The 4,944-nt window shown below is 69.9% G+C and carries 5 protein-coding genes; 2 read left to right on the top strand and 3 right to left on the bottom strand.

From position 1 onward, the window contains the following. The 3 genes from VF542_RS02570 to VF542_RS02560 all read right to left on the bottom strand — a co-directional run. On the bottom strand, positions 1–1,634 hold a 1,634-nt coding region (locus VF542_RS02570), incomplete at its 3' end, for a S41 family peptidase (protein ID WP_413790111.1). Positions 1,635–1,783: 149 nt separating this feature from the next. Next, a complete protein-coding gene (locus VF542_RS02565) occupies positions 1,784–2,308 on the bottom strand; it encodes a TetR/AcrR family transcriptional regulator (RefSeq protein WP_408650143.1) in 525 nt (174 codons plus the stop codon). After that, the gene (locus VF542_RS02560; protein WP_408650142.1) at positions 2,223–3,923 is read right to left on the bottom strand and encodes an MFS transporter; all 1,701 of its coding nucleotides are present in this window, start codon (positions 3,921–3,923) and stop codon (positions 2,223–2,225) included. Before VF542_RS02560 ends, VF542_RS02565 begins: the two co-directional genes overlap by 86 nt. Positions 3,924–4,116: 193 nt before the next feature. Between VF542_RS02560 and VF542_RS02555 the strand changes: the two genes are divergently transcribed. Both VF542_RS02555 and VF542_RS02550 read left to right on the top strand, forming a co-directional pair. Continuing rightward, the gene (locus tag VF542_RS02555; RefSeq protein ID WP_408650141.1) at positions 4,117–4,569 is read left to right on the top strand and encodes a nucleoside deaminase; all 453 of its coding nucleotides are present in this window, start codon (positions 4,117–4,119) and stop codon (positions 4,567–4,569) included. A gap of 65 nt (positions 4,570–4,634) precedes the next feature. Then, positions 4,635–4,944 (top strand): hypothetical protein (locus VF542_RS02550; RefSeq protein ID WP_408650140.1); only part of this gene is annotated, 310 nt, incomplete at its 3' end.

Here is a 4,944-nt window from a genome sequence, read left to right as displayed (position 1 = left end):
CTGCCGCCGGTCGGGCTGCCGCCGGCCGGCTCCTCCTCACCCTGGCCGCGCAGCTCGGGGTCGACCGGCGACGGCGTCGCCGCGGCCAGCGTGACCAGGTAGGGCCGGATGGCCAACGGGAACGCCAGATCGAAGGTATGGCTGTCATAGACCGGGTCGAACGTGCGGGCGGAGAGGAATGCCAGGTACTTGCCGTCCAGGCTGAAGACCGGGTCGGTGTCGCGGAACCGGTGCGAGGTGACGGCGGTGATCTGCCCGGTGGCCAGCTCCACCATCCTGATGCTGCGCAGCAACTCGCCGCCGGTCGACTCGGCGGCGGAGTACGCCAACCAGCGGGAATCCGGGGAGAACGCCAGGTGGCTCGGGTCGCCATTGGGGTTCGCCTCGAGTTCGGTGATCGCACCGTCGGCGGTGGCGATCCTCAGCAGCCGGCCGTCGTGAGTGGCCGCGGCCAGGGTGGCGCCGTCCGGGCTGGCCACCAGTTCCAGCACCCGGCCGAGCTTGCCGGCCCCGAACCGCCGGACGCCGCCGTCGGCTCCGGCAATCTCGATCGCATCCTCGCCTTCGGTGTCGCTGACGTAGCCGACCGTTGGCTGGCCGTCATCGTCGGCACCGGCCAGCACCGCCGGCAGCCGGTGCCGGACGCCTGGGGTGCTGGCAACCGGCCGGGCGGGACCGTTGCGGTGGGTGAGCCACACGATGTTGCCGCGGATCTCGATCGCGCTGGCCCGGCCGGTGCGATCGACAGCGAGATCACCGAGGTGTTCGGCCACCTTCACCGGTGCCACGGCTCGCAACGACCGGCTGCCGCTGAGCCCGAGATCGAGCCGGCGGGGTGCGGAGTCGGGCTCCAGCGAATCCAGCCGCCAGAGCTGGCCGGCGTGCTGATAGACCAGCCGGCTGCCGTCCCCGCTCAACTGCCGGGCATAGAAGGCGTCGTGGTCGGTGTGCCGGCGTAGCTGTGAACCGTCGGCGGCCACCGAGTACACGTTGCCGTGGCCCTGGAAATCGGCCAGGAAGGCCAGCCGATCCCCGGTCCAGGTCGGCGCGGTCTTCGGCCCGGCCAGCTCGGCCAGCAATTCGACGAACTCTCCCGCGCCACCGGCATCGAGCCACAACCGGCCAGCCGTCCCGCCTCGATAGCGCTTCCAGTGCGCGGGGTCGCGCAGGTACCCCGTGCCCACCACCACCGCCGGGTCACCGATGGCCACCGAGTTCACCGGTCCGTACGGCAGTCGCCGTGGGACCGGGTCGGCACCGTCGGTGACGTCGATGGCGTAGGCCCACGAGGAAGTGCTGAACGGCTGCGAGCCGGCCGAGGCCACCAGCACCCGGCCGTCCGGGCCGAAGCCGAGCAGCGTGGTGTTGCGGTGGCCGAAGAAGGTCAGCTGCCGGGGGGTACCGCCGGCCACCGGGACCAGGTAGACCTCCGGCTCACCGTGCCGGCGCGACATCCAGGCCAGCAGCGTGCCGTCGGGCGACAGCCTCGGCCGCGCCACCGGCACCGCCTCGGCCGTCAGCCGACGGGCCTGGCCGCCATCGGCACCGGCCAGCCATACGTCGTTCTCGGCGACGAAGGTGAGCTGATCACCCTGGATGTGCGGAAACCTGAGATAGGCCCGGGCAGCAGTCATGGTCCGACCTTAGTGACGGCTGCCGACAAGATGCCAGCGGGTATCCGCCGTACGCCGCAGGCGTAAACAGGTATCACCGAAGGCAGGTTTCCCCTGCGCGGACTGCGAAGCCCTGCATTGTGAGCTACCTGCATTGTGAGCAACCAAGCTCAGCCGGTACCGCTGAGGATGCGGCGCAGTTGGGTCTCGGTCAGCGGCTTCCGGGCCAGGACCCCGCGCGGCACCGAATCACCGGCCGGACGCAGGCCCGCCACCAGCACCTCCAGATGTCGCCGCCAGGCAGCCGGGGCCACCGTCCGGGTGGTCTCGATCACGCCGCGGACCGACCAGAAGACCATCGTGATGTCACCCGGCGTCACCTCGGCCCGGATCCGGCCGTGGCGCTGGGCCTCGCTCAGCAGGCTCACCACCAGCTCCCGGAACTCCGTCAGGGCCTGCGGCTGGGCACCGGAGGAGTTCCACAGCTGCGGCAGGCAACCCGGCTGCTCGGCCTGCACCTGCCCTACCGCGGTCAGCAGCTCCTCCAACCCGGTGCCACCGCTACGGCCCGAGACGGCCCGGGCGAGTTCGAGCAGCCGCAACCGCAGGTCACCGATCAGCTCGTCGATCAGGGCCTGCTTGGTGGGAAACCGCCGGTACAGGGTGCCCATCCCGACACCGGCGACCCGAGCCACCTCCTCCACGCCGGCAGCCAACCCGCGCTCGGCAAAGACCTGAGCTGCCGCCTCCAGCAGGCGCTGCCGGTTGTGCGCGGCGTCGCGGCGTAACGGCCGACCGGTCCCCGACGTTGCCAGAGCGGGCATCCGCAGGCTCATTCCGGCTCGTCGCCCCGACCAGCGTGCCGCCGGCCACGATCGCAAGTTCGGGATGCGACATCGCGGCCTGCTCCTGCTGATGCGGATCACGAATCCCGTGCAGCGCCGGTATCAGCAGGCCGGCCAGCGCGGCCAGCAGCAAGGCTCCGGCGAGCATCCCGAATCCAGTGGTGTAGCCGGACTCCTTCGGCAGGCCGTTCGGCCACGCTCCGGACGTGACGACGCTGGCCATCACCGCGGCGCCGATCGAGCCGCCGATGGTGCGGATGTTGGCGTTCATCCCGCTGGCCACACCGGTCTGGCTGCTGGGCACCGAGTCGACGATGATCGTCGACATCGCGGCAAAGGCGAGACCGAAGCCCGCACCCAGCAAGAGCGTGGCAACGGCGATCTGCCAGATGTGGGAATGGGCGAAGGCCAGGATCAGAAGCGGCAGCACGCTCAGCGCCGAGCCGAACACCAGCACGGCCCTGGCGCTGAACCGGTACGCCAGCCGGCCGGAGAACACCCCGAATGCGAACATCGAGGCCGACATCGGCAGCACGATCAGGCCGGATTCGGTGATGCTGGCGTTGAAGCCGTAACCGGCCGAGGACGGCGCCTGCAGGAACTCGGGCAGGAAGGCGAAGATGGAGTACATCCCGACACCGAACAGGAACCCGACCAGATTGGTCGCCCACACGGCGGGGATCCGCATCATCCGCATGTCTATCAGTGGTTGCCGGGACCGCAGTTCGACCGCGATCCAGGCGATTGCCAGCAGGACCGCGGCTGCCAGCAGGCCGAGCACCGACACCGAGGACCACCCCCAGCCGGGCGCCTGGCTGACGCCCACCAGCAGCGCGACCAACCAGGCGGACAGCAGCACCGCGGCCGGCCAGCTGATCCGGCCCGGGCTGCGAACCGGAGATTCCGGCACCACGTAATGGGTCGCGACGGCAGCGACGGCCATCGCCCCACCCGGGATCCAGAACAGCCAGTGGTAGTCGAGGAGATTGACGATCGGGCCGGCCAGTACCAGCCCGAGGCCTCCTCCGACGGCCAGCAGCGCCGCTATCGCACCCACCGCGCCGGGCACCTTCTCGCGCGGGAACTCGTCGCGGATGATGCCGAAACCGAGCGGGATGAGCCCGCCGCCGACGCCCTGGATCACCCGGGCGATGATCATGACGGAGATCGAGGTTGCCAGCGCTGCCAGGATCGAGCCGAGCGCCAGGACCGCCAGCACGGCGACCAGCACCTTCTTCTTGCCGATCATGTCGCCGATCCGTCCGAGGATCGGGGTGCACACCGACGCCGACAGCAGGTAGGCGGTCAGCACCCAGGTCACCGTGCTCTGGCTGGTGTGCAGGCTGTGTTGCAGCAGCACCAGTACCGGCGACACCAGCGACTGCAGCAGCGAGAAGGTCCCGACCCCGACAGCCAGCACGAGGAAGGTGAGCTGATAGCGAGCGCGGTGCACGTCGGATGACATCAAAGCGGAGCTCCCGGTCACAAAGCGGAGCGCCAACTCCGGCTACGTCGGGGCTCAGCCTAGCGGTAAGCGGAACCGGAACCACTCCGATGGTGCGCCCGCGGCAGGACACCGCCGCCGAGCACCGCGGCTTCGGTTGTGCGTGCCGACCGCCTCCGCAGCTGGTACGCCGGCTGGTACTACGGTTCGAGCCATGACGACGTTCGATCCGCGGGGATGGCTGGCGGTCGCGCTGGAGGAGGCCAGGCTGGGCCTGGCCGAGGGTGGCATCCCGATCGGTGGCGCCCTGTTCGGCCGCGACGGCCAGTTGCTCGGACGTGGCCGCAACCGCCGGGTGCAGGACGACGACCCGTCGACGCACGGCGAGACCGCCGCCTTTCGCAATGCCGGCCGGCAGGCCTCCTACCGCGGCACCACCATGGTCACCACCCTGTCACCGTGCTGGTACTGCAGTGGGCTGATCCGTCAGTTCGGCATCTCACGACTGGTGATCGGTGAGGCCAGAACGTTCTACGGCGGCCATGACTGGCTTGCCGACAACGGCGTCGAGGTGCTGGTGCTCGACGATCCGGAGTGCGCGCGGCTGATGACCGATTTCATCGCCGCCCGCCCGGAACTCTGGAACGAGGACATCGGAGTGGAATGAGCGCGCTGAGTCGCGGCCGCTCCGGGCCGGCTGCGAAGTAGCATGCTGGCAAGGGGGCACCAGTGGTGGACGAGGCAAAGCTGGAAGCGGTGGAGGACGACCAGCCGCGAACCCCGCAGATCTCGGCAATCCGGCTGATCCTGGGATTCTTCGTCGCGCTGGCAACGCTCACCCGAGAACTGCCACCCCGTCCGGTCGTGGTGTTCGTGGCCTTCATCGTCTCGGGAGCGTGGTTCTGGAAGGCCCCGCCGTTCGACGTCGGTCCCCGGGTCGGGCTGGTCAACGGCTTCCTCCCGGCCACCATGGTCCGGACGGTGACCGCACTGCGCGAGGTCGGCGGCTGGGCGGTCGGGTTCGGGATCTGGGGCCTGATCT

The sequence above is a fragment of the Jatrophihabitans sp. genome, from assembly GCF_036389215.1.
Lineage (GTDB): Bacteria > Actinomycetota > Actinomycetes > Mycobacteriales > Jatrophihabitantaceae > Jatrophihabitans_A.
The sequence above is the reverse complement of the archived record's forward strand: the minus strand, read 5'-3'. Positions and strand labels throughout refer to the sequence as shown.